Source organism: Pseudomonas sp. EZ-C24 (assembly GCF_014525325.1).
In the GTDB taxonomy this organism is placed as follows: domain Bacteria; phylum Pseudomonadota; class Gammaproteobacteria; order Pseudomonadales; family Pseudomonadaceae; genus Aquipseudomonas; species Aquipseudomonas shirazensis.
The window spans coordinates 63442-86648 of sequence record NZ_JACDIU010000034.1 but is presented as its reverse complement, the minus strand read 5'-3'; the positions used below and the strand labels follow the sequence as shown (position 1 = coordinate 86648).

The 23207-nt window shown below is 62.7% G+C and carries 26 protein-coding genes; 15 read left to right on the top strand and 11 right to left on the bottom strand.

All coding sequences use genetic code 11. The annotated features are described in order from the left end of the window. The first annotated feature begins 59 nt into the window (after positions 1-59). Together hemF and aroE are read left to right on the top strand one after the other, a co-directional pair. On the top strand, positions 60-971 hold the full coding sequence (hemF, locus tag IDM28_RS22605) for an oxygen-dependent coproporphyrinogen oxidase (RefSeq protein ID WP_101322755.1): 912 nt from the start codon (positions 60-62) through the stop codon (positions 969-971). Between the two features lie 26 nt (positions 972-997). Then, the gene (gene aroE / locus IDM28_RS22600; RefSeq protein WP_188036913.1) at positions 998-1822 is read left to right on the top strand and encodes a shikimate dehydrogenase; all 825 of its coding nucleotides are present in this window, start codon (positions 998-1000) and stop codon (positions 1820-1822) included. A 152-nt stretch (positions 1823-1974) separates the two neighbouring features. On the opposite strand, the gene IDM28_RS22595 is transcribed toward aroE, so the two are convergent. The 3 genes from IDM28_RS22595 to betC all read right to left on the bottom strand — a co-directional run bounded on the left by IDM28_RS22595 (position 1975) and on the right by betC (position 6081). Then, positions 1975-3540, bottom strand: a complete 1566-nt coding sequence (locus tag IDM28_RS22595; protein WP_188036912.1) for a SulP family inorganic anion transporter — start codon at positions 3538-3540, stop codon at positions 1975-1977. An 88-nt stretch (positions 3541-3628) separates the two neighbouring features. Next, the gene (gene choX, locus IDM28_RS22590; protein ID WP_188036911.1) at positions 3629-4552 is read right to left on the bottom strand and encodes a choline ABC transporter substrate-binding protein; all 924 of its coding nucleotides are present in this window, start codon (positions 4550-4552) and stop codon (positions 3629-3631) included. A 14-nt stretch (positions 4553-4566) separates the two neighbouring features. After that, positions 4567-6081, bottom strand: a complete 1515-nt coding sequence (gene betC, locus IDM28_RS22585) for a choline-sulfatase (protein ID WP_188036910.1) — start codon at positions 6079-6081, stop codon at positions 4567-4569. A gap of 108 nt (positions 6082-6189) precedes the next feature. Here betC and IDM28_RS22580 point away from each other — a divergent pair, with 108 nt between their 5' ends. Both IDM28_RS22580 and IDM28_RS22575 read left to right on the top strand, forming a co-directional pair. Continuing rightward, on the top strand, positions 6190-7089 hold the full coding sequence (locus IDM28_RS22580) for a choline sulfate utilization transcriptional regulator (protein ID WP_101322750.1): 900 nt from the start codon (positions 6190-6192) through the stop codon (positions 7087-7089). An 89-nt stretch (positions 7090-7178) separates the two neighbouring features. Further along, entirely contained in the window at positions 7179-7511 is a 333-nt protein-coding gene (locus tag IDM28_RS22575; RefSeq protein WP_101322749.1) for a DOPA 4,5-dioxygenase family protein, read from the top strand. A gap of 45 nt (positions 7512-7556) precedes the next feature. On the opposite strand, the gene trpA is transcribed toward IDM28_RS22575, so the two are convergent. Both trpA and trpB read right to left on the bottom strand, forming a co-directional pair. Beyond that, positions 7557-8366 carry a tryptophan synthase subunit alpha gene (gene trpA, locus IDM28_RS22570; protein WP_150572344.1) on the bottom strand — a complete coding sequence of 270 codons (810 nt, stop codon included), beginning with the start codon at positions 8364-8366 and terminating at the stop codon, positions 7557-7559. Beyond that, positions 8363-9580 (bottom strand): tryptophan synthase subunit beta, encoded by a 1218-nt coding sequence (trpB, locus tag IDM28_RS22565; RefSeq protein WP_101322747.1) that lies wholly within the window; start codon positions 9578-9580, stop codon positions 8363-8365. The genes trpA and trpB overlap by 4 nt, the downstream gene beginning before the upstream one ends. 108 nt (positions 9581-9688) lie before the next feature. Here trpB and IDM28_RS22560 point away from each other — a divergent pair, with 108 nt between their 5' ends. Then, positions 9689-10582, top strand: a complete 894-nt coding sequence (locus IDM28_RS22560) for a LysR family transcriptional regulator (RefSeq protein ID WP_188036909.1) — start codon at positions 9689-9691, stop codon at positions 10580-10582. Here the strand turns inward: IDM28_RS22560 and IDM28_RS22555 are convergent. Further along, positions 10579-10902 carry a YqjD family protein gene (locus IDM28_RS22555; RefSeq protein ID WP_101322745.1) on the bottom strand — a complete coding sequence of 108 codons (324 nt, stop codon included), beginning with the start codon at positions 10900-10902 and terminating at the stop codon, positions 10579-10581. The two genes, IDM28_RS22560 and IDM28_RS22555, sit on opposite strands and share 4 nt — an antisense overlap. 155 nt (positions 10903-11057) lie before the next feature. Between IDM28_RS22555 and IDM28_RS22550 the strand changes: the two genes are divergently transcribed. Beyond that, the gene (locus IDM28_RS22550) at positions 11058-11273 is read left to right on the top strand and encodes a dodecin (protein WP_101322744.1); all 216 of its coding nucleotides are present in this window, start codon (positions 11058-11060) and stop codon (positions 11271-11273) included. A 98-nt stretch (positions 11274-11371) separates the two neighbouring features. Continuing rightward, positions 11372-11593 (top strand): DUF1161 domain-containing protein, encoded by a 222-nt coding sequence (locus tag IDM28_RS22545; RefSeq protein ID WP_101322743.1) that lies wholly within the window; start codon positions 11372-11374, stop codon positions 11591-11593. Positions 11594-11649: 56 nt separating this feature from the next. On the opposite strand, the gene IDM28_RS22540 is transcribed toward IDM28_RS22545, so the two are convergent. Then, positions 11650-12654, bottom strand: coding sequence for an LLM class flavin-dependent oxidoreductase (locus IDM28_RS22540; RefSeq protein ID WP_150572340.1), 1005 nt, complete (start codon positions 12652-12654; stop codon positions 11650-11652). Between the two features lie 156 nt (positions 12655-12810). Between IDM28_RS22540 and IDM28_RS22535 the strand changes: the two genes are divergently transcribed. Together IDM28_RS22535 and IDM28_RS22530 are read left to right on the top strand one after the other, a co-directional pair. Further along, a complete protein-coding gene (locus IDM28_RS22535; RefSeq protein ID WP_103435463.1) occupies positions 12811-13236 on the top strand; it encodes an OsmC family protein in 426 nt (141 codons plus the stop codon). Between the two features lie 74 nt (positions 13237-13310). Then, entirely contained in the window at positions 13311-13544 is a 234-nt protein-coding gene (locus tag IDM28_RS22530; protein ID WP_101322740.1) for a DUF1161 domain-containing protein, read from the top strand. Positions 13545-13590: 46 nt separating this feature from the next. On the opposite strand, the gene IDM28_RS22525 is transcribed toward IDM28_RS22530, so the two are convergent. Continuing rightward, positions 13591-14004: a hypothetical protein gene (locus IDM28_RS22525; protein WP_101322739.1), complete on the bottom strand. Its 414-nt coding sequence runs from the start codon at positions 14002-14004 to the stop codon at positions 13591-13593. A 55-nt stretch (positions 14005-14059) separates the two neighbouring features. Continuing rightward, positions 14060-14473 carry a hypothetical protein gene (locus tag IDM28_RS22520; protein WP_150570266.1) on the bottom strand — a complete coding sequence of 138 codons (414 nt, stop codon included), beginning with the start codon at positions 14471-14473 and terminating at the stop codon, positions 14060-14062. Positions 14474-14540: 67 nt separating this feature from the next. Between IDM28_RS22520 and IDM28_RS22515 the strand changes: the two genes are divergently transcribed. After that, positions 14541-15650, top strand: coding sequence for an aminopeptidase (locus IDM28_RS22515; RefSeq protein WP_188036908.1), 1110 nt, complete (start codon positions 14541-14543; stop codon positions 15648-15650). Here IDM28_RS22515 and IDM28_RS22510 read toward each other — a convergent pair. Together IDM28_RS22510 and IDM28_RS22505 are read right to left on the bottom strand one after the other, a co-directional pair. Next, a complete protein-coding gene (locus IDM28_RS22510; protein WP_101322736.1) occupies positions 15640-16290 on the bottom strand; it encodes an HAD family hydrolase in 651 nt (216 codons plus the stop codon). The genes IDM28_RS22515 and IDM28_RS22510 overlap by 11 nt on opposite strands. 38 nt (positions 16291-16328) lie before the next feature. Next, positions 16329-16877: a gamma carbonic anhydrase family protein gene (locus IDM28_RS22505; protein WP_101322735.1), complete on the bottom strand. Its 549-nt coding sequence runs from the start codon at positions 16875-16877 to the stop codon at positions 16329-16331. A gap of 102 nt (positions 16878-16979) precedes the next feature. On the opposite strand from IDM28_RS22505, the gene prlC reads away from it, so the two are divergent. From prlC to IDM28_RS22480, 5 genes are all read left to right on the top strand, one after another. Next, positions 16980-19031 (top strand): oligopeptidase A, encoded by a 2052-nt coding sequence (gene prlC / locus IDM28_RS22500; protein ID WP_150572338.1) that lies wholly within the window; start codon positions 16980-16982, stop codon positions 19029-19031. Then, complete coding sequence (locus IDM28_RS22495; protein ID WP_101322733.1) at positions 19028-19309, top strand: YheV family putative zinc ribbon protein; 282 nt, start codon at positions 19028-19030, stop codon at positions 19307-19309. The genes prlC and IDM28_RS22495 overlap by 4 nt, the downstream gene beginning before the upstream one ends. 75 nt (positions 19310-19384) lie before the next feature. After that, complete coding sequence (locus IDM28_RS22490; RefSeq protein ID WP_409035098.1) at positions 19385-20440, top strand: PA0069 family radical SAM protein; 1056 nt, start codon at positions 19385-19387, stop codon at positions 20438-20440. A gap of 284 nt (positions 20441-20724) precedes the next feature. Then, positions 20725-21447 (top strand): carbonic anhydrase, encoded by a 723-nt coding sequence (locus IDM28_RS22485; RefSeq protein ID WP_101322730.1) that lies wholly within the window; start codon positions 20725-20727, stop codon positions 21445-21447. 193 nt (positions 21448-21640) lie between these two features. Further along, on the top strand, positions 21641-23173 hold the full coding sequence (locus IDM28_RS22480) for a SulP family inorganic anion transporter (RefSeq protein WP_101322729.1): 1533 nt from the start codon (positions 21641-21643) through the stop codon (positions 23171-23173). Positions 23174-23207: the final 34 nt, after the last annotated feature.

Genomic DNA, 23207 nt, shown 5'->3' with positions numbered 1-23207 from the left:
CCGGTTGCCGGTGGTATGCTACGCGGCGAATTCTTCCCTGCTCCTCCCAGGTGACCCCGATGACCAGCCGCACCGAGGCCGTGAAGGCCTATCTGCTCGACCTGCAAGACCGCATCTGCTCTGCCCTCGAACGCGAAGACGGCGGCGCCCGCTTCGTCGAGGACGCGTGGGTGCGCGAAGCCGGTGGTGGCGGGCGCACGCGGGTGATCGGGGACGGCGCGCTGATCGAGAAAGGCGGGGTCAACTTCTCCCACGTGTTCGGCAGCGGCCTGCCGCCGTCGGCCAGTGCTCACCGGCCAGAGTTGGCCGGGCGCGGCTTCGAGGCGCTGGGGGTGTCGCTGGTGATCCACCCGCATAACCCGCATGTGCCGACTTCGCACGCCAATGTGCGGTTTTTCATCGCCGAAAAAGAAGGCGAAGAGGCAGTCTGGTGGTTTGGCGGCGGCTTTGACCTCACCCCCTACTACGGCAACGAGGAAGACTGCGTGCACTGGCACCGCGTCGCCGAGCAGGCCTGCGCGCCGTTCGGCGCCGACGTCTACCCGCGTTACAAAGCCTGGTGCGACCGCTACTTCCACCTCAAGCACCGCGGCGAGCCGCGTGGCATTGGTGGGCTGTTCTTCGATGACCTCAACGAGTGGGACTTCGACACCTGCTTCGCCTTCATTCGGGCGATCGGCGATGCCTATATCGACGCCTACCTGCCGATCGTGCAGCGGCGCAAGGCCACGCCTTATACCGCTGAGCAGCGCGAATTCCAGGAGTACCGCCGTGGGCGCTATGTCGAGTTCAACCTGGTGTACGACCGTGGCACCTTGTTCGGCCTGCAATCGGGTGGGCGTACCGAGTCGATCCTGATGTCGCTGCCGCCGCAAGTGCGTTGGGGCTATGACTGGAAGCCGGCGCCAGGCAGCGAAGAAGCGCGCCTGACCGACTACTACCTGCAAGACCGCGACTGGCTTGGCCAGTAAGCCCTGTGGATAACCGAGGAAGCGCCATGGACCAATACGTCGTTTTCGGCAACCCGATCGGCCACAGCAAGTCGCCGCTGATCCACCGCCTGTTTGCCGATCAGACCGGCCAGCACATCGAATACAACACCCTGCTGGCGCCGCTGGACGAGTTCAGCGACTGCGCTCGCGGCTTCTTCAAGCAGGGCCAGGGTGCCAACGTCACCGTGCCGTTCAAGGAAGAAGCCTACCGCCTGTGCGACTGTCTCACCGAGCGTGCCCAGCGCGCCGGCGCGGTCAACACCCTGACCAAGCTGGCCGACGGCAGCCTGCAAGGTGACAACACCGACGGCGCCGGTCTGGTGCGCGACCTCACGCAAAACGCCGGGGTCGAGCTCAAGGGCAAGCGCATCCTCATCCTTGGTGCGGGCGGCGCAGTGCGCGGTGTACTCGAGCCGATTCTGGCGCATAACCCGCAGGCGCTGGTGATCGCTAACCGGACGGAAGAAAAGGCCGAGCAGCTGGCGCATGAGTTCGATGCGCTAGGGCCGGTGGTGGCCAGTGGTTTTGCCTGGCTCAGCGAGCCGGTAGACGTGATCATCAACGCCACCTCGGCCAGCCTTGCCGGGCAGATGCCGCCGATTGCCGACAGCCTGGTCGAAGCTGGCCGCACCGTGTGCTACGACATGATGTACGGCAAGGAGCCGACCCCGTTCTGCCAGTGGGCGACTCGCCTGCAGGCAGCCAAGGTACTCGATGGCCTGGGCATGCTCGCCGAGCAGGCGGCCGAGGCGTTCTTCATCTGGCGTGGGGTGCGGCCGGATACAGCGCCAGTGCTGGATGAGCTGCGTCGCCAGTTGGCGCGGGGCTGAGGCCTAGGCCGGGGATCGGGCAGGGTCTCAAATTGTGTGGGGTTTGAGAATGTCGGGGCTGCTTTGCAGCCCTTTCGCGACACAAGGCCGCTCCTACGCTGACCGTGTCCAGCCAGTCTGACGCGGTCCCCCCCAGCATCCTGAAGTCCCAATCAATCCTCAAAGCGTATTGGACACGCCTGCGCCCCTTCCAGCTTCTGCAATTCCTCGACCACCTGCGGCCTTGCCCGCTGCAGCGTCAGGCTACCGCCATTACGCATCAGCCTCCGCGCTTCACGGTGGAGCATGTCAACGCCCGAATAGTCGATAAAGTTGACCTGCCGCGCATCGATCAGTACATGCGGCCCCTGGCAGCGTTGCAGGCGCACTTGCAGGTAGTGCGCTGCGCCAAAGAAGATCGACCCACCCACCCGCAGTACATCTGTCTCGCCTTCGCGGCTTTGCAGCACGCGGGGCTGTGAGGTGCGCTTGAGGTAGAAGAACAGCGAGGCCAGTACGCCGGCATAGATCGCGGTCTGCAGCTCCAGCAGCAGCGTTGCCATAGCGGTCAGGGCCATCACCAGAAACTCGGCGCGGCTGACCCGAAACAGCGCGCGGATGCCGCGCACATCGATCAAACCCCAGCAGATCAGCAAAATGCTGCCGGCCATGGCCGGGATCGGCAGGTGCGCAATCAGGCCGGCGCCGGTCACTGCGAACAGCGCCAACCACAGCGCGGAAAACACCCCGGCCAGCGGCGAACGTGCGCCCGCATCGTAGCTCAAGCCCGAGCGGGTGAATGAGCCGGACGAGAGGTAACCGGAGAATACGCTGCCGACCATGTTCGACAGGCCTTGGGCGCGGATTTCCTGATTGGCATCGATCATTTGCTCGGAGCGCGACGCCAGCGAGCGGGCAATCGACAGGCTGGTGACCAAGCCGAGCATGCCCACCGCCACGGCGCTTGGCAGCAAGTGCAGGATCAGTTCGAAATCCAGCAATGGCAACGGGCTCAAGGGTGGCAGCTGGCCGCTGAACGCCGGCACCCGCGCCACCTGGCCAAACCATTGCGGCAGCAACCAGGCGACCAGGCTGACCAGCAGCAGACTTATCAACAGGCTCGGCCAGCGCGGCCGCCAAAGCTTCAGCAGCAGGCCAAGCAGCAACGTCGCCAAGCCCAGCGTCAGCGCTGGCAGGTCGATTTCGCCAGCGTGAGTGAGCAGATCCTGCAGGGTTTTCAGCGCGGTGGCCTGGCTCACCAGTTCGATGCCGAGCAGGTTTGGCAGTTGCCCCAGGGCAATGACCACAGCCGCACCAAGGGTGAAGCCGAGCACCACCGAGTGCGAGACAAAATTGACCAGTGCGCCAAAGCGCACCAGTCCGAGCACCAGTTGGAAGGCGCCGGCTAGAAACGTCAGCAGCAGGATCAGGCTGATGTAGTCGCTGCTGCCACTGACGGCCAGCGGGCTGACACTGGCATACAGCACGATCGAGATGGCCGCGGTCGGGCCGCAGATCAGGTGCCACGAAGATCCCCACAGGCAGGCGATGATCACCGGCACGATGGCCGCGTACAGGCCGTACTCGGCCGGCAGGCCAGCGATCAGCGCGTAGGCGATGGATTGCGGCAAGGCGAGGATGGCACCGCTCAGGCCGACCAGCAGGTCCTGGCGCATACTGCGCGGCGTTTGCCGGGGCAGCCACTTGAGGAAAGGCAGCAGGTGACTGAGGCGGTGCATGAGTTGTCCACAATCCTTAGATTTCGCCGAGATTCATCGCAGTGGGGCATCCCGGCTATAGCGCCTAGCCCCAGTTTTTTGGGGTCGTTCAGAGCTTGGCTTTGACTGCCTCAAGCGCATTGCTATCGGCTTTGGTGGTCACGCCGAGCAACCATTCGTCCAGCGATTCGGGATGCGCTCTCACCCATGCCTTGGCCGCTTGATCGAAGCTGATCTTGTTATCCACAACCTGGGCCATGATGCTGTTTTCCATGTCCAGTGTGAACTTGAGATTCCCCAGCAGCTTCGCCGCATTCGGGCACGCTTGTGGATAACCCTTGCGGGTCAGCGTGTATACCTCGCCTTTGCTGCCGAACCACTTCTCCCCGCCGGTCAGGTAATGCATCTTCAGTTTCACGTTCATCGGGTGCGGGGTCCAGCCAAGAAAGGTGATGAACTGCTGTTTCTTGATCGCCCGATCGACCTGGGCCAGCATCGCCTGCTCGCTGGATTCCACCAGCTTCCACTTACCAAGGTTGAATTCATTCTTGTCGATGATTTCTTTCAACGAGAGATTGGCTGGGGCGCCGGAGCCGATACCGTACAGCTTGTGGTCGAACTGGTCGGCGTGTTTCTGCAGGTCAGCGAAGCTCTTGACCCCGGCGTTCCACACGTAGTCGGGCACTGCCAGGGTGAACTCGGTTCCTTCCAGGTTGCGTGACAGCTGCTGGACATCGCCGTTGGCGACGAACTTGTCATGGAAGCTCTGGTGCGCCGGCATCCAGTTGCCAAGAAAGGCGTCGACCCTCCCATCCTTGAGGCCGCCGTAGATGATCGGCACGGCCAGACTATCTACTTTTACCTGGTAGCCCAGGCTTTCCAGCAGCAGCCGGGCTACTGCGTTGGTCGAGGCAATATCACTCCAGCCAGGGTCGGCTAGTTTTACGGTGCTGCATTGCGCGTCGCTGTCGGCTGCGTTGGCTGTGGCAACGCCCAGAGCCAGGGCAAGTACGGCGGTGGAGAACATGTGCATGGCGGCCTCTCTTCTCAATCCAGGGGTGCGGGCTGTGGGTAACGTGCCTTGCGCTCGAGGTCGTCGAGATCGATGTGGTTGCGCATGTACTGTTGGCTGGCATCTACCCAGGGTTGATGGTCCCAGCTGTTCAGCTTGCCGATGGCGAGCGCTGCGCCGACCAGCCGGCGGCGGCGCTGGCTGGCCAGTACCTGCTGGCGCAGGCTGGGGACATCCCAGCGCTCTTGTGCTTCATCGACAAACGCCTGCAGCAGCGCCTGGTGATCCGGGCTGCCCGTGAGGTTCTCCCGCTCGTGCGGGTCGCGGCTCAGGTCATAGAGTAGACAGGGGTCGTCTTCGCTGTACACGAACTTGTATGGCCCGCGGCGGATCATCATCAGTGGGCCGACCGTGCCCTCAGCCATGTATTCGCCGATCACTTCGTCGTGACCGCCCTGCCCTTGCAGATGGCCGAGCAGTGAGCGGCCGTCAAGGTGCAGGTCTTTATCCACAGCGCCACCGGCCAGCTCTACCAATGTCGGCAGCAGATCACAGGTTGATACCGAGGCGCTCACCCGGCTTGCAGCAAAGCGCCTGGGCGCATGGATCAGCAGCGGAACCCGCGCCGACATCTCGAACCAGTGCATCTTGTACCAGAGGCCTCGCTCGCCCAGCATGTCGCCGTGGTCGCCGGAGAACACGATCAAGGTGTCGTCGGCCAGGTTGCACTCCTCCAGGGTCTGCAGCAGCTGGCCGATGTTGTCGTCGATGTAGCTGCAGGCGCCAAAGTAGGCTCGGCGGGCATCGCGAATTTTATCCACAGGTAGCGGCTTGTCCCACAGGTCATAAACCTTCAGCAGGCGCTGTGAGTGGGGGTCCTGTTCTGCCTGACTGAGCCCGGTGGGCATCGGAATATCTACACCCTCATAGCGGTCCCAATATCGCTTGGGGATGGTGTAGGGGTCGTGCGGGTGGGTCATGGACACCGTCAGGCAGAACGGTCGCCCATCGTTCTCGCGCACATGGTCGTACAAGTACTGGCGCGCTTTGAACACCACCTCTTCGTCGAAATCCAGCTGGTTGGTGCGCACGCACGGCCCCGCCTGCAGCACCGAAGACATGTTGTGGAACCAGCTCGGACGCACGTGCGGTTCGTCCCAGTTCACCGCCCAGCCATAGTCGGCTGGGTAGATGTCGCTGGTCAGCCGCTCTTCGTAACCGTGCAGCTGGTCTGGGCCGCAGAAGTGCATTTTGCCTGACAGCGCAGTGCGGTAACCCAAGCGGCGCAGGTAGTGCGCATAGGTCGGTACATCGGCGGGAAAATCGGCAGCATTATCGTAGGCGCCGATGCGACTGGGCAGTTGGCCGCTGACCAGCGTGAAGCGGGACGGCGCGCACAATGGGCTGTTGCAGTAGGCTGAATCGAACACTACCGACTGTTCCGCCAGCCGGCTCAGATGAGGCATCTGCACAGGCGAAGGGGCATAGATTGGCAGCAGGGGTGCGGCCATTTGGTCGGCCATGATGAACAGGATATTCGGGCGCGTCATGTTGGCTTCCATTGTCGAAGGTTATGCGATCCGCGTGCCTTTCAAGATGCGACTTCCGATAACATGGGTAAAGCCCATGGCGGGCAATGACTGGGATTAGCTGAGCTTATGTTTGAGCACCTTGCCGCGCTGTCGCTGGATACCTTGCGCGTGTTCGAAGCGGCCGCGCGCCTGCGTGGCTTTACCCCCGCTGCATTGGAGCTTGGCACCACCCAGCCGGCAGTCAGTCAGCAGGTAAAGCGCCTGGAAGCAACGCTTGGCACGCGCCTGTTCGACCGTATTTATCGGGGCATTGAGCTCACCGAAGCCGGCCAGTTGTTGTTCGAACAGGTGCACCAGGGCCTGCAGGCGATGGATGACGGCATCGCCCAGGCCAGCGGCCGCGGCCAACGCGAGGTGCTGCAGGTGGCCACTGACTTTGCCTTCGCAGCATTCTGGCTGATGCCGCGGCTGCAGCGCTTTCATGAGGCTTATCCACAGGTGGATGTAAGCCTGGTGACCGGTGAACGTAGTCAGGGCATGTTGCGCCCTGACATCGACGTGGCGGTGCTGTTCGGCGATGGGCGTTTCCATCAGGGGGAGAGCCGCTGGTTGTTCGATGAGGAGGTTTTCCCGGTGTGCAGCCCGCGGATGACTGATGGCAAACCCTTGTCAGCCTCGGCTTTGCAACGGTTGCCGTTGCTGCATTTGAAGGGCGAGCAGGCCAGCCGCTGGTTTGACTGGGCGGGGGTGTTTCGCGGCTTTGGCGTGTCCAGCCCAGCGCCGGCTGGGCAATTGCGCTTTGATAACTACACGCTGCTGATTCAGGCGGCGATTGCCGGGCAAGGCGTGGCGATTGGCTGGGGGCATTTGGTGGACGGGCTGGTGGAACAAGGGTTGTTGTGCCGGCCATTGGCGGGGAGTTTGCGCTCGGACCGCGGGTATTACGTGGTATTACCGCCGCGCAAGCGCCGTGGGGCGTTGATCGAGCGGTTTGTGGATTGGCTGGAGCAAGAGCGCAACCGTTAAGAGGTTGGGCTGCTCTGCGGTCTCGGCTATCTTTTCATTGCATCACTGCCTTGCCGGCGGTGGCGGTGGAAGCGTAATCAGGAGCTAACGTGCAGAGAATCAAGGGTTACCACGCGCACGTCTATTACGACGCGCAGAGCATGGAGCAGGCGCGGGAGCTGTGCGAGGAGGCGACACGGCTGTTTCCCGTGAGCATGGGGCGCATGCATCAGAAGCCAGTAGGGCCGCACCCGGACTGGAGCTGCCAGCTGGCGTTTGCGCCGGAGGTGGTGGGCGTGGTGCTGCCGTGGTTGGCGTTATATCGGCGCGGGCTGGTGGTGTTTCTGCACCCGCTGACTGGCGATGAGCTGGCCGATCACCGTGATCATGCGATCTGGATGGGCGCTTTACGACCGTTGGACCTGTCGATCTTCGAGGAGTGAAGCAGGGCCATCCGCGCTGCAGCAGCGCGAGTGGCCCAGGTCACCTCAGCGACGAGCCGAGCGTACGCCTTCAGCCAGCGCCGAGCACAGGCTCAGCACATCGTTGACGGCCTGCTCGTTGCTGCTGGCGTTGGCGATCTTGTCGACCAGCGCCGAGCCAACCACCACACCTTCAGCCAGGCGCGCGATCGCCGCTGCTTGCTCAGGGGTGCGGATACCAAAGCCGACGCTGATCGGCAGGTCAGTATGGCGACGCAGACGCGCCAGCGCCTCGCTGACGTGCTCGCTGGTAGCAGAACCTGCACCGGTGACGCCGGCCACCGAAACGTAGTAGACGAACCCCGAGCTGCGCTCGAGCACGCGCGGCAGGCGCGCATCGTCGGTGGTCGGTGTGGTCAGGCGAATGAAGTCGATGCCTGCTGCCTGCGCCGGGGTAGCTAGCTCGGCGTCATGTTCAGGCGGCAGGTCGACGATGATCAAGCCGTCAACGCCAGCCTCGTTGGCCTCGGCAACAAACTTCTCTACGCCAAAGCGGTGGATCGGATTGTAGTAACCCATCAGCACGATTGGCGTGGTCTGGTTGTCGACGCGGAACTCGCGAACCATCTGCAAGGTTTTTGCCAGGGTCTGGCCGGCGTCCAGGGCGCGCAAGGTCGCCAGTTGGATCGCCACGCCGTCAGCCATCGGGTCGGTGAACGGCATGCCCAGCTCGATCACGTCGGCACCGGCGGCTGGCAGGCCCTTGAGGATGGCCAGTGAGGTGTCGTAGCCAGGGTCGCCGGCAGTGATGAAAGTGACCAGCGCCGAGCGGCCTTCGGCCTTGAGGTCGGCAAAGCGTTGTTCGAGACGGCTCATGCCTGTTTCTCCTGGGCGGCCATGTGGTTCATCACGGTTTGCATGTCTTTGTCGCCACGGCCGGACAGGCACACCACCATCAAGTGGTCGCTAGGCAGGGTCGGCGCGCGCTTGATGGCTTCAGCCAGGGCGTGGGCAGTTTCCAGCGCCGGGATGATGCCTTCCAGACGGCACGTGGCGTGGAACGCATCGATCGCTTCGTCGTCGGTGATGCTGACGTACTCGACCCGCTTCACTTCGTGCAGGAAGGCATGCTCCGGGCCAATGCCGGGGTAGTCCAGGCCTGCCGAAATCGAGTGGGCATCGGTGATCTGACCGTCGCCGTCCTGCAGCAGGTAGGTGCGGTTGCCGTGCAGCACGCCCGGTACGCCGCCGTTGAGGCTGGCGGCGTGCTTGTCGGTGTCGACGCCATGGCCGCCGGCTTCAACGCCGATGATCTGCACGCTGGCGTCATCGAGGAACTCGTGGAACAGGCCCATGGCGTTGGAGCCACCACCGACGCAGGCCACCAGACTGTCTGGCAGACGGCCTTGTTTTTCCTGCATCTGGGCGCGAGTTTCCTTGCCGATGATCGACTGGAAGTCGCGCACCATCGCAGGATAAGGGTGCGGGCCAGCAACGGTGCCGATCAGGTAGAAGGTATCGTCGACGTTGGTGACCCAGTCGCGCAGCGCTTCGTTCATGGCGTCTTTGAGGGTGCCGGTGCCGGAGGTAACCGGAACGATCTCGGCGCCCAGCAGCTTCATGCGGAACACGTTGGCTTGCTGGCGCTCGATGTCGGTGGCGCCCATGTAGATCACGCACGGCAGGCCGAAACGGGCAGCCACAGTGGCAGTCGCAACACCGTGCATGCCGGCGCCGGTTTCGGCGATCAGGCGTTTTTTGCCCATGCGCTTGGCCAGCAGTACCTGGCCGATGCAGTTGTTAACCTTGTGCGCGCCGGTGTGGTTGAGCTCTTCGCGCTTGAAGTAGATCTGCGCGCCGCCGCAGTGCTCGGTCAGGCGCTCGGCGAAGTACAGCGGGTTGGGCCGGCCGATGTAATCACGTTGGAAGTACGCCAGCTGCTCGATGAACGCCGGGTCGGCCTTGGCCGCTTCGTATTCGCGGGCCAGGTCCAGCACCAGCGGCATCAGGGTTTCTGCCACGTAGCGGCCACCGAACGAGCCGAACAGGCCGTCGGCGTCGGGGCCAGCGCGGAATTGGGTCTGGGTCATGGAGCGCTCCAAGGCGATATGGATGACTGATGGGCTTTACTCTAACTTCACTGCGCTCGGCTGAAAACCGATAAGATTGCGCAAACATGTCAGGAAATCTCACGGGTTATGCGCCACGACCTTCCTCCCCTGAATGCTCTGCGGGCATTTGAAGCGACCGCCCGGCTGAACAGCGTCAGCCAGGCCGCCGAACAGCTGCACGTGACCCACGGCGCGGTCAGCCGGCAGATCAAGGTGCTGGAAGAGCATCTTGGGGTGGCGTTGTTCGTCAAGGATGGGCGTGGCGTCAAACTCACAGATGCCGGCGTGCGCCTGCGCGATGCCAGTGTCGATGCCTTCGACCGCCTGCGCGGCGTGTGTGCCGAGCTGAGCCGGGATGTCAGCGAAGCGCCGTTCGTGCTGGGCTGCTCGGGCAGCCTGCTGGCGCGCTGGTTTATCCCCAGGCTTGGGCGACTGAATGCCGAGCTGCCGGCGCTGCGCCTGCACCTGTCGGCGGGTGAAGGCGACCTCGATCCGCGCCGGCCGGGGCTGGATGCGCTGCTGGTGTACGCCGAGCCGCCGTGGCCGGCAGATATGCAGGTCCATGTCCTGGCTGCAGAACGCATCGGCCCGGTGCTCAGCCCGCACTTTGCGGGTTCGCAGAGCCTGCGCAACGCTCCAGCCGCAGCATTGCTGCAGCAAGCGTTGCTGCACACCACCTCGCGACCACAAGCCTGGCCTACCTGGGCGGCGCAGCATGGGCTGAGCACGAGCGAGCTACAGCTGGGGCAGGCGTTCGAGCATTTGTATTATTTGCTGGAGGCGGCCGTGGCAGGCCTGGGCGTGGCGATTGCACCGCAACCGTTGGTAGCGGACGACTTGCGTGCCGGGCGTTTGATTGCACCCTGGGGGTTCTCGCCCACCAACGCCGCGCTGGCGCTGTGGGTGCCGCGGCGCGCCGCAGATGGGCGCGCCGAGCAACTGGCGCAGTGGCTGCGCCGCGAGCTGGAGCAGATGGCTTAGTTGCGTTTGGTCAGTAGGTAAGCCGCCAGCAGGCCCAGTGCGCCAACCGCAACGCCGGCGGCAGTCCATGGGTGCTCTTGGGCGTAGTCACGGGTAGCGATGCCGGTTTGACGGGTGCGGGTCTTGACCTCGTCATAGGCGTCGCTGATGACGCTGCGCGAGTGTTTCAGGGCGTTTTCGGCGTTACCGCGAATGGCCTTGAGGGACTTTTGCGATTCTTCGGAGGCGTCATTCTTGAGCGTCTCGAGGGTGTTGAGGAGGCTCTCGATCTCGGCTTCCATGCTTTGCAGCGATGTCTTACGCAGGGTGTTGCGGGCCATGTTGACTCTCCTTCGCAATGGTAAGTGGCAGTAACTAGTGCGACTGTGCCGCGCGGCAAAAGTGCGATCGAACTTTTTCTCGAATTGACCGCTCGCAGGTAAATCAGGCCTGCACTGCTAGGCTCATCTGCGGTAATCACTCGAGGAACGCGCTAATGTCTGAGCATCGTACGTACAAGAAAATCGAGCTGGTTGGGTCTTCCACGACCAGTGTAGAGGACGCCATCAACAACGCTATCGCCGAGGCCGGCAAGAGCCTCAAGCATCTGGAATGGTTCGAAGTCACCGAAACCCGCGGCCATATCGAGAATGGCAAGGTCGCGCACTTCCAGGTCACCTTGAAGGTTGGCTTCCGTATTGCCGAGAGCTGAAACACTACCGGGCTAGAGTGTCCGTGAGGGATGGGGTAATACAGTTCAGGGGCGCGGGTTGCGCCCTGTTTGATTGATCTGAACAAGGAGAGCGATCGATGAACAAGCTACTGATGGCGATGGGTTTGCTGATGCTGGCCGGTGGTGCCATGGCCGCAGGCAAACCGTGCGAGGAGCTCAAGGCAGAGATTGCGGCGAAGCTGGATGCCAAAGGGGTGAGTGGTTACACGCTGGAGATCATCGACAAGGGTGATCCAGCGGGCAAAGTGGTCGGCTCTTGCGAGGGCGGCACCAAGGAAATCGTCTACACGCGCAAGTAATATTGCCTGCGTAATGGCCAATTGGGGCTGCTCTGCAGCCCCAATCGCATCTGCACTCAGTCGGCCTTGAGCGCCTGCGCGAGCAGTTCGTACGACCGGATGCGGTCGGCGTGCTCGTAAAGGTCACAGGTGAAGATCAGCTCATCAGCACCGGTCTGCTCCAGCAGCACCTCGACCTTGGCCCGCACCTTCTGCGGGCTGCCGATCATCGCCAGACCCAGGAAACTCATCACCGCTTCGCGCTCATGGGGCAGCCACAGGCCGTCCATGGTGCTCACCGGTGGGCGCTGCATCAGGCTCTGCCCACGCATCAGTGCGAGGATGCGTTGATATACCGAGGTCGCCAGATACTCGGCTGTCTCGTCGGTATCAGCGACCACCATCGGCACGCCGAGCATCACATAGGGCTTGTCGAGCACCGTCGACGGCTTGAAGTGATTACGGTAGGTGCGAATCGCCTCATGCATGTAGCGCGGCGCAAAGTGCGAGGCAAAGGCGTAAGGCAAGCCGCGTATGCCAGCCAGCTGGGCGCTGAACAGGCTGGAACCGAGCAGCCAGATCGGCACCTCGGTGTCATACCCCGGCACGGCGATCACTTTTTGATCAGGCGTGCGTGGGCCGAGGTAGCGCACCAGTTCTTCGACATCATCTGGGAAGTCGTCTGCGCTGCCCGAGCGCTCGCGGCGCAGGGCGCGGGCGGTCATCTGGTCAGAGCCGGGCGCACGCCCCAGGCCAAGGTCGATACGGCCGGGATAGAGGCTGGCCAGGGTGCCGAACTGCTCGGCGATCACCAGTGGTGCATGGTTGGGCAGCATCACCCCGCCGGCGCCGACACGGATGGTCGAGGTGCCGCCGGCCAGGTAGCCGAGCAGCACCGAGGTGGCCGAGCTGGCGATGCCGTCCATGTTGTGGTGTTCAGCCACCCAGAAGCGGTTGTAGCCAAAGCGTTCGACGTGGCGCGCCAGGTCCAGTGAATTGTGCAGGGATTGAGCTGGGCCGGCGTCGGCGCGTACCGGGACCAGGTCGAGGGTAGAAATCTTCAGATCACGCAACTGCGTCATCGCTGCCTCCGCAAAAAAGTAAAGGGCGTTAGCCTTGTAGACTCTGTATGGGCAGATTCGATGTATTCAATGTTTGCCTGCGGATTGTTCTGAACTTGCCGTAGGTGGTGTCCTCTCAATCTTTACCTACACGCAAGCAAATGTTCAGGGGACACCATGAAAAAGACAGCATCAGCGGTATGGCAAGGTGGTCTGAAGGATGGCAAAGGCATGCTGTCCACCGAGAGCGGCGCGCTCAAGCAGAACCCTTATGGCTTCAATACCCGCTTTGAAGACACCCCCGGCACCAATCCTGAAGAACTGATCGGCGCTGCCCACGCCGGCTGCTTCTCGATGGCACTGTCGATGATGCTCGGTGAGGCTGGCCTGACCGCAGAGCGCATCGACACCACCGCCGAAGTCACCCTCGACAAACAGGACGACGGCTTCGCCATCACCGCCGTGCACCTGATCCTCAAGGCCAAGGTGCCAGGCGCCAGCCAAGAGCAGTTCACCGAGATCGCCAACAAGGCCAAGGCCGGTTGCCCGGTGTCGAAAGTGCTCAATGCGCAGATCAGCCTCGACGCCACACTGGAGGGCTGAGGCGGCGCAACTGGGGCGGTTTGTTGTAGTCTAAGGATTGTCGGCAGTTGGCCTGCCGCTCCAGGAGCCGTCCCATGATTCGCGTTGCAATCGCCCTGCTGGCTTCGCTGCTCGCTACTTCTGCGTTAGCTGCAGTGAAGCCCTGCGAAGAGCTCAAAGCTGAAATCGAAGCGAAGATCCAGGCCCGAGGCGTAGCCTCCTACACCCTGGAGATTGTTGCCAACAGTGAGGTCACCGACCAGAACATGGTGGTGGGCAGCTGTGAAGGTGGCAGCAAGAAGATCATTTATCAAAAGAATGATCAGTAACGGTTGATGCCATGGGGCTGCTCGGACTCGAGCAGCCCCATTTTCGTTACGGGATGCAAAACACGTCGCTGGGCTCATCTACCAACACTTTGCGACTGGTGTCGTAGAGGTACACCTGCGGCTGCATGGCTGGCGCCCTGGCCTCCAGGCGATAGCGCTGGCCGGCTTCGAAGTTGTCGAAACGTACGGTCAGGTAGCAGGTGCGCTGGGTAGGGTCAGTAGTGAACAGCCCGCCACTGAGCTCATAGTCAAAACGCACTCTCAGCTCGTGTTGGCCGGGGGGTACCTGAAAGTAGCGGCCGTCGTCGAGGCGCTTGCCATCGAGGCGGTCAGCCATGATCACCTTGCCGGGGGTCATGGTGTAGAGGTCGACCCACGCCTGTTTTGGGTCAACGGGGGGCAAGGGGCTGGCGCAGGCCCCAAGTGTACTCAGGGCGATCAGCATCATGGGCTGGCGCATGGTGGAACTCCCACTTGCAGGTTACAAGCCTTGAGCATAGCGCCAATCGTCGCCATCAGCTGCGTTGGCAGCCCGCCGGTGCACCCTGGCCTACCAGCTTTTGTCGCTCATCGTAGAGTTTCAGCCATGGCCTGAAGCCGATGCTGCCTGCTTGCAGGCTGTAGCGCTGGCCAGCGTTGAAGTCCTTGAAGTCGACATTCAGCTGACAGTCGCGCCAGAGCGGCTCGGCCACCGGGCCAATGTTGCTCGGCGCTACCGGGAATTGATAGCGCACGGTCAGCTCATGCTTGCCGGGCTCGACCTCGAAGTAACGGTTGTCTTGCCAGTCGCGCTCGTCGACCTGCACGGCATGCAGCGCCGTGTCATCGCTCGGTTCGAGGTCGACCCAGGCTTTGCTCGGGTCGGCATCGGGCAGGGTCGAGCAACCCGACAACAGCAGTAAGGCGCCGATGGCTATCGGTGCACGCATGGCGATACTCCCTCTTGGCGAGATAGTCTGTGGCTTTGCACAACCTTGAGCGAGATGAACAGCGGCGATGCTTTACGATCTTTTTAGTCAGCGCTCAGGCCTTGGGGCACTCGACCGCGTTTTCTCACCTTTGGTTCCCGTACTGGCGCTTGTTCTGCTGAGCGGTTGCAGCAGCGTGAGTTACTACAGCCAACTGGCCGCGGGCCAATTGCAGTTGCTGCGTGCGCGCCAGCCGGTCGAGCAGCTGCTGCGCGACCCGGCGACAGATCCGGTGTTGCGCGAGCGGCTTGAGCACGCCGAGAGGGCCCGAGTGTTTGCCAGCGGTGTGCTGAAGCTGCCGGATAACCGCAGCTACCGGGTGTATGCCGATCTGGGCCGGCCGTACGTGGTATGGAACGTGTTCGCCACGCCTGAGCTGTCGTTGCAGCCAATCACTCACTGCTTCCCGATTGCCGGCTGCGTGGCCTATCGCGGTTACTACCGCCAAGGCGCAGCGCGCGGTGCGGCGGCGTTGATGCGCCAGCAAGGGCTGGACGTGTATGTCGGCGGTGTCGAAGCCTACTCGACCTTGGGCTGGTTCGATGACCCGCTGCTGTCGTCGATGCTTGGCTGGGGTGACGAGCGGCTGGCTTCGTTGATCTTTCACGAGCTGGCACACCAGCGCTTTTACGTGAAGGATGACACCGAGTTCAACGAGTCCTTTGCCACTTTCGTCGAGCAGCAAGGCACGCGGCAATGGCGCGCCGCCCGTGGCCTTGCAGCGGTTGGCGAAGACACTTCACGGCAACGCGAGCAGTTCATTCAGCTGGTGCTCGATAGCCGCGAGCGATTGCAGCAGCTCTACGCGGGGCAACTGTCCGATGCCGCCAAGCGAGCGGCCAAGCAAGCCGAGTTTGCCCGTCTGCGCGCCGAGTACCGGCAGCTGCGCGATGGTCAATGGGCGGGCGACAAACGCTATGACGCCTGGATCTACGCACCAATGAGCAATGCCAAGCTGTTGCCCTTCGGCCTTTATGACCAATGGGTGCCGGCCTTTGCGGCATTGTTCCAGCAGGTCGGCGGGGATTGGCCGCGGTTCTATCAGGTGGTTGAACAGCTGGGCAAGCTGCCCCTGGCACAGCGTAAAGCTGAGCTGGGCAAGCTTGCGCAGCCGTCGGCGAAGCTGATCAGGCCCTGATAAACGCCTGATGCAGTTCAGCCAGCGTTTCGAAATGGAAGGCTGGCGCTTCTGCCGTCAGCTCTTCGCGGCTGCCGAAGCCGTAGCCCACCGCCACGGCCTGCACGCCGTTGCTGCGCGCGCCGATCAGGTCGTGCTTGCGGTCACCGATCATCAGGGTATGCGCCGGGTCGAGGCCTTCCTGCTCGAGCAGGTGGGCGATCAGCTCGACCTTGTTGGTGCGCGTGCCATCCAGCTCGCTGCCGTAGATCACCTTGAAGTGATGGTCGAAGGCAAAGTGGCGGGCAATTTCGCGGGCAAATTCCCACGGCTTCGAGGTGGCTACATACAGCGTGCGGCCTTGCTCGTTGAGCGCTTGGAGCAGCTCGGGCACGCCGGCATACACGCTGTTTTCATAGAGCCCGGTGACCTTGAAGCGCTCGCGGTAGAAGTTCACCGCCTGCCATGCCTTGGCCTCGTCGAACTCGTAGAACTGCATGAAGGCCTGCAGCAAGGGCGGGCCGATGAAGTGCTCGAGGCGGGTCAGGTCCGGCTCGTCGATGCCCAGTTTGGCCAGGGCGTACTGGATCGAACGGGTAATGCCCAGACGCGGGTCGGTCAGGGTGCCGTCCAGGTCGAAAAGAATGGTCTGCTGGTGCATGGAGTCTCTCGGTTGTGCGGATGGGCGCCGCGAAGGCGTCATTCCGGGCGGTCGTAGCCTTCGGCCAGGTGCAGGTCCTTGAGCTTGACGTAGTTGGCGGCACTGTACGGGAAAAACGCCCGCTCCTTGTCAGTCAGTGCCCGCGCCTGTTTGACCGGGCTGCCGACATACAGGTAACCGCTTTGCAGGCGCTTGCCCGGCGGCACCAGGCTGCCGGCGCCGATGATCACCTCGTCCTCGACCACCGCGCCATCCATGATGGTGCTGCCCATGCCGACCAGGATGCGATTGCCCAGGGTGCAGCCATGCAGCATGACTTTGTGACCGATGGTCACCTCGTCGCCGATGATCAGTGGGAAGCCGTCCGGGTTGAACGGGCCGGCATGGGTGATGTGCAGCACGCTGCCGTCCTGCACGCTGGTGCGCGCACCGATGCGGATGCGGTGCATGTCGCCGCGCACCACGGTCAGCGGCCATACCGAGCTGTCCTCGCCGATCTGCACGTCGCCCAGCACCACCGCCGAACGGTCGACAAAGGCCCGGGGTCCAACTATCGGAGTGTGTTGCTGAAAGCTACGAATGGCCATGATAGCGCCTCTCTTGAATGCCAATAGGCGGGCTGCCTGCTGCGGACGGCGTCGATTGTAATTAAGATGGTCCCATGTTTCTCCTGCCAAGGTATCCAAACCGTGAGTGCGAACAACCCGCTTCTGCAGTCCTACGATCTGCCGCCCTTCTCGGCAATCCGTGCCGAACACGTGTTGCCGGCGATCGAACAGATCCTTGCCGATAACCGTAAAGCCATCGCTGAAATTCTCAAAAGCCAGGGCCAGCACCCTACCTGGGCTGGCCTGGTGCTGGCGATGGACGAACTCAACGACCGCCTCGGCGCGGCCTGGAGCCCGGTCAGCCACCTCAATGCGGTGTGCAACAGCGCCGAGCTGCGCGAGGCCTATGAGTCGTGCCTGCCTGCCTTGAGCGCCTACTCCACCGAGATGGGCCAGAACCGCGAGCTGTTCCAGGCCTATGAAGCCCTGGCCAACAGCCCCGAGTCGGCGACCTTCGACGTCGCCCAAAAGACCATCCTCGAGCACGCCCTGCGTGACTTCCGCCTGTCGGGTATCGACCTGCCGGCGGACAAACAGCAGCGCTATGCCGAAGTGCAGAGCAAGCTCAGCGAGCTGGGCAGCCGCTTCTCCAACCAATTGCTCGACGCCACCCAGGCCTGGAGCAAGCACGTCAGCGACGAAGCCGCCCTCGCCGGCCTGACCGAATCGGCCAAGGCGCAGATGGCTGCCGCTGCGCAAGCCAAGGGCCTCGATGGCTGGCTGATCACCCTGGAATTCCCCAGCTACTACGCGGTGATGACCTACGCCAACGACCGCGCCCTGCGTGAAGAACTGTACGCCGCTTACTGCACCCGCGCTTCGGACCAGGGCCCGAACGCCGGCCAGTTCGACAACGGCCCGGTCATGAACGAGATCCTCGACCTGCGTCAGGAGCTGGCGCAGCTGCTCGGTTACCCGAACTTCGCCGAGCTGAGCCTGGCGACGAAGATGGCCGAGTCCAGCGACCAGGTGCTGAGCTTCCTGCGGGACCTGGCCAAGCGCAGCAAGCCGTTTGCCGCGCAGGACCTGGCACAGCTCAAGGCCTACGCTGCCGAGCAAGGCTGCCCTGAACTGGCCAGCTGGGACGTCGGTTACTTCGGCGAGAAGCTGCGCGAGCAGCGCTACAGCGTTTCGCAGGAAACCCTGCGTGCCTACTTCCCGATCGACAAGGTGCTGTCTGGCCTGTTCGCCATCGTCCAGCGCCTGTACGGCATCGAAATCGCCGAACTCAAGGGCTTCGACAGCTGGCACCCGGACGTGCGCCTGTTCGAGATCAAGGAGAACGGCGAGCACGTCGGGCGCTTCTTCTTCGACCTTTATGCCCGCGCCAACAAGCGTGGCGGTGCCTGGATGGACGGCGCGCGCGACCGCCGCCGTACCGAGGCTGGCAGCCTGCAGAGCCCGGTGGCCAACCTGGTGTGCAACTTCACCCCGGCCGCGCCTGGCAAGCCGGCGCTGCTGACCCACGATGAAGTCACCACTCTGTTCCACGAATTCGGCCACGGCCTGCATCACCTGCTGACCCGCATCGAGCATGCCGGCGTATCCGGCATCAACGGTGTGGCCTGGGATGCGGTCGAGCTGCCAAGTCAGTTCATGGAAAACTGGTGCTGGGAGCCCGAGGGCCTGGCGTTGATCTCGGGCCACTTCGAGACCGCCGAGCCACTGCCGCAGGACCTGCTCGACAAGATGCTCGCAGCGAAGAACTTCCAGTCCGGCATGATGATGGTGCGCCAGCTCGAGTTCTCGCTGTTCGATTTCGAGCTGCACGCCACCCACGGCGACGGTCGCAGCGCGCTGGAGGTGCTGGAAGGCGTGCGTGATGAAGTCACGGTGATGCGTCCGCCGGCCTACAACCGCTTCCCGAACAGCTTCGCGCACATCTTTGCCGGCGGTTACGCTGCCGGTTACTACAGCTATAAATGGGCCGAAGTGCTGTCGGCTGATGCCTTCTCGCGCTTCGAAGAAGAAGGCGTACTCAATGCCGAAACCGGCCGCGCCTTCCGTGAGGCGATCCTCGCCCGCGGTGGTTCGCGTGAGCCGATGGTACTGTTTGTCGACTTCCGTGGCCGCGAGCCGTCGATCGATGCCCTGCTGCGTCACTGCGGCTTGAGCGAGGATGCAGCGGCATGAGTGAGGTGCCTGTGAGCAAGACCAAAAAACGCTTTATCGCCGGGGCGGTCTGCCCGGCGTGCAGCGAGCCGGATCGCTTGACCATGTGGAGCGAAGACGGCGTACCGCACCGAGAGTGCGTCGCCTGCGGGTTTACCGATACGCTCAACGAGCAGGGCCTGTCGGTGCCCAAGGAGCTGGGCACACGGGTCAACCAGCAGGCGGTCAAGGCTGAGCCGGTCAAGGTGCAGACGGTGCAGTTTTTCCCTAACCCCAAGTTGAAAAAGCCCAGCGAGTAACTGAGCGCCGGGCGGTCATGGCATTGGCTGCGCAATCGGAGTACTGTATATAAAAACAGTGCTCCGAGTATGCTCATGTCAGTCTCTCCTGTGCGCGGTCGTGGCACCGCCGACAATCCTCATAACCGATTTGCGCCAAGCGTATCGGTGGCGGAGGATGACGGCTGGTATCAAGAGGTGCCGCTCACCCAGGGCACCGAGATCCGCAGCGAAACCGCCAAGACCATCATCACCCGCAACACCTCCCCCGACCTGCCCTTCGACCGTTCGATCAACCCCTATCGCGGTTGCGAGCACGGCTGCATCTACTGCTATGCGCGGCCCAGCCATGCTTACTGGGATTTGTCCCCAGGGCTGGATTTCGAAACCAAGCTAATTGCCAAGACCAACGCTGCCGAAGTGCTCGAACAACAGCTGAGCAAGCCGGGATACGTCTGTGCACCGATCAACCTTGGCTCCAACACCGACCCGTACCAGCCCATCGAGCGTGAGCAGTTGCTGACCCGGCGCTTGCTGGAGGTACTGCTGCGCTTTCGCCATCCGGTCACCATCGTCACCAAAGGCTCGTTGATTCTGCGTGACCTCGACCTGCTCACCGAGCTGGCTCAGCAGCGCCTGGTGCGGGTAATGATCAGCCTGACCACCCTCGATGATGAGCTCAAACGTGTGCTCGAGCCGCGTGCGGCAGCGCCCAAGGCACGCCTGCGGGCGATCCGGGTGATGCGCGCAGCGGGTATCCCGGTCGGCGTGCTGTGCTCGCCGATGATCCCGATGATCAACGACAGCGAGCTGGAGCATCTGCTTGAAGCGGCCAAGCAGGCCGGAGCGCAAAGTGCGGCGTACATGATGTTGCGTTTGCCGTTGGAGGTAGCGCCGTTGTTCGAACAGTGGTTGCAGGATCATTACCCGCAGCGCGCCGCGCACGTGCTCAGCCTGATCCGCCAGAGCCGCGGCGGCGAACTTTACGACAGCCGGTTCGGCAGCCGCATGCGCGGTGAAGGAGTGTTTGCCGAATTGTTGCAGCAGCGCTTCTCTCGGGCCATGCGCCGGCTGGATTTTGCCGGCCGCGAGGCGCAAACGCTGGACTGCTCGGCGTTCTGTCGGCCCGGCGGGCAGATGGCACTGTTTTGAGCCCAGGCAGTTACCCTTCAGCCCAACTAATACTGCACAATATTTTTACTAATGACTCTTGGCCTCTGATGTTTTTTTGCTATTATCAAAGTCCCGCCAAATGAAGCTGGAACGCCCGTTCTAGAGCCTTCAAATTAAGTTTCAATTAAGTTTTCCCCGGTAGCGTAGGAAATCAGTCCACACCGACTGTGATTCATGGCCCGTGCGTGTCATCTAATTCCCCGCATAGCCAGAATCTTTAACCGGTAATATGGAACTTACCCACACCGTCTAGAGGATGAATCATGCCCATCAAGGACCCATCCAAAGCCGCCCCGGCTGCTGTCCCGGCCGAAAGCGCCGATGCCGCCCTTAAGCATATCGTCGACGGCTTCCTGAAGTTTCATCACGATGTGTTTCCAGAGCAGCAAGAGCTGTTCAAGAAGCTCGCCACAGCGCAAACCCCACGCGCTATGTTCATTACCTGTGCCGACTCACGGATTGTTCCCGAACTGATCACCCAGAGCTCGCCAGGCGACCTGTTCGTGACCCGTAACGTCGGTAACGTGGTCCCGCCTTATGGCCAGATGAACGGTGGTGTTTCGACAGCCATCGAGTACGCCGTGCTGGCCCTCGGTGTGCACCACATCATCATCTGTGGCCACTCCGACTGCGGCGCCATGCGTGCGGTGCTCAACCCCGCTTCGCTGGAAAAGATGCCGACCGTAAAGGCCTGGCTGCGCCACGCCGAAGTGGCCCGCACAGTGGTTGAAGACAACTGCTCGTGCGGCAGCGAGCACGAGACCATGCAGGTCGTGACCAAAGAAAACGTCATCGCCCAGCTGCAGCACCTGCGCACGCACCCGTCGGTCGCTTCGCGCCTGGCCGCTGGCCAGTTGCACATCCACGGTTGGATTTACGACATCGAGACCAGTCGGATCGAAGCCTATGACGCCGTCAGCGACAGCTTCCTGCCGTTGGAGGCTGGCCAGCCGATCCCGAGCGCCACGCCGAGAGGCCGCTACTAAGCGACCCTGACACCCGCAAAACCTTGATAGCCGACCGCGCACCCTAAGGGGCGCGGTGCGGCCTTCGGCTGCCTTGAATTTCCCTGACCGAGTTGCCGGCATCTGCGCTGGCGGCGGGCGCCTGCGCGCCTGTCAGGGGCCCATTGTGCCCATGGCCAGCGGACCGGCCATGTGTCTAGAAAGGAGAAATACGGTGAACAAAACACAGATCAAGGCGGCCCTGCCGCGAGAATTACTGGCTTCAGTGGTGGTATTTCTGGTGGCCCTGCCCCTTTGTATGGGTATCGCCATCGCATCCGGCATGCCGCCTGCCAAGGGGCTGATTACCGGCATTATCGGCGGCATCGTGGTCGGCTTCATTGCCGGTTCGCCGCTGCAGGTCAGTGGCCCGGCGGCGGGCCTGGCGGTGCTGGTGTTCGAGCTGGTGCGCCAGCATGGCATGGCCATGCTTGGGCCGATTCTGCTGCTGGCGGGCTTGCTGCAGCTATTGGCCGGGCGTTTTCGTTTGGGCTGCTGGTTTCGGGTTACGGCACCGGCGGTGGTGTACGGCATGCTCGCCGGGATTGGCGTGCTGATTGTGCTGTCGCAGGTGCATGTGATGTTCGACACCGCGCCGCAGCCTTCGGGCCTGAACAACCTGCTGGCCTTCCCCGAAACGCTGCTGGCAGCGCTGCCGCTGGAAAACGCGGGGAATGGCTGGCAGGCCGGTGCGCTTGGCTTGGGCACCATCGCCATGATGTGGGCCTGGGAGCGCTTCCGGCCGCAGCGGCTGCGCTTTGTGCCGGGCGCGCTGCTCGGTGTGGCAAGCATGACCGCAATCGCCATGTGGCTGGCACTGCCGGTCAACCGCGTGGTGGTGCCGGCGGACCTGTCCGAAGCGATCGACTGGCTGCGCCCGGATGACCTGCTGAAGCTGGCCGACCCGACCTTGCTGGTCGCCGCCTTTGCCCTGGCCTTCATCGCCAGTGCTGAAACGCTTCTGTCTGCTGCAGCGGTAGACCGCATGCACAGCGGGCAGCGCTCGGACTTCGACAAGGAGCTTTCGGCGCAAGGCATCGGCAACATGCTCTGCGGCGTGCTCGGTGCGCTGCCGATGACCGGGGTGATCGTGCGCAGCTCGGCCAACGTCCAGGCCGGCGCGCAGACTCGCGCTTCGGCGATCCTGCATGGTGTCTGGCTGCTGGGCTTTGTGGTAGTGCTGAGCAGCGTGCTGCAGCAGATTCCGGTGGCGAGCCTGGCCGGGGTGCTGGTGTATACCGGGATCAAGCTGGTTGATTTCAAGGCGTTTCGCAGCCTTGGCCGATATGGCCGGATGCCGATGTTCACCTATGCCGCAACAGCGCTGGCGATCATCTTCACCGACCTGCTGACCGGGGTCTTGCTGGGCTTTGCCTTGACTCTGTTGAAGCTGGCGTTCAAGGCGGCCCGGCTGAAAATCAATCTGGTCGACCTGGCCAAGCCTGGGCATATGGAGTTGCGCCTGAGCGGCGCGGCCACCTTCCTCAAGGTGCCGGCCCTGACCCAGGTACTTGAGCAGGTGCCTGCGGGCACGACCCTGCATGTGCCGCTGGGCAACCTGAGCTACATCGACCACTCGTGCCTGGAGTTACTGGAAGACTGGGGGCGCAGCAATGCCGCCAAGGGCTCGCGCTTGAAGATCGAGCAGTGGCGCTTGAAGCGGCGGATCGAGGGGCGGCTGCGGACCACGGCGGGCGTGGGTGCCTGAGCGGGCACTGCACCTAAACAGTATTGGCCGGTCG